This is a genomic window from Streptomyces flavofungini, from assembly GCF_041028215.1.
Taxonomy (GTDB): domain Bacteria; phylum Actinomycetota; class Actinomycetes; order Streptomycetales; family Streptomycetaceae; genus Streptomyces; species Streptomyces flavofungini_B.
Window position 1 is genome coordinate 1 of the sequence record NZ_JASKYR010001498.1, and the last position, 627, is coordinate 627.

At 74.0% G+C, this 627-nt stretch carries 1 protein-coding gene; it reads right to left on the reverse strand.

The genetic code is table 11. The features are described from left to right. Window positions 1–627: TetR/AcrR family transcriptional regulator (locus AB8Z36_RS41865; protein WP_440582147.1), on the reverse strand; the 627-nt coding region annotated here is incomplete at both ends.

Genomic DNA, 627 nt, shown 5'->3' on the forward strand with positions numbered 1-627 from the left:
CCAGCGACGTCCCTCCATCAGGGAACCCAGCCCCACCCACGCGAAGTTCATGAGCGTCGCCGCGGCCTCCCGCGCCGACACGGACGCGTCCGTGTTGGCCCACCCCGCGAGCGACTCCGCCGCGCCCACGAGGGCCTGCGCGAGGCCCGCCACCTCACGGGCGGGCAGCGAGGGGTCCCCGTGGGCCTCCCGCGCCGCCTCGGCGATCAGCGCCGTCACGAAGGCGAGGATCTCCTCCCGCATCGCGGCGACCTCCGCGGCGAACGGCTCACCTTGGGTACGCGCCTGGCTGTGCAGCACCGCCCACCCGTCGGGCCGCTCCGCGGTGTGCGTGAAGAACGCCCGGAGACCCGCCCACAGCCGACGGTCCGCGCTCTCCCCCACGGCGGCGCTCACCCCGTCCCGCACCGCGGCGACGAGCGCGGCGGCCTCCCGCCGGATACAGGCGGTGAAGAGGTCGTCCTTGGAGTTCAGATACAGGTACACCAGCGGCTTCGACACTCCGGCCAGCTCCGCGATCTCGTCCATGGACGCGGCCCTGAACCCCCGCTGCCCGAAGATCCGCACCGCCGCGTCCAGCATCTGCTGCTCGCGCACGGCCCGCGGCATCCGCTTCTGCCGCTGCTT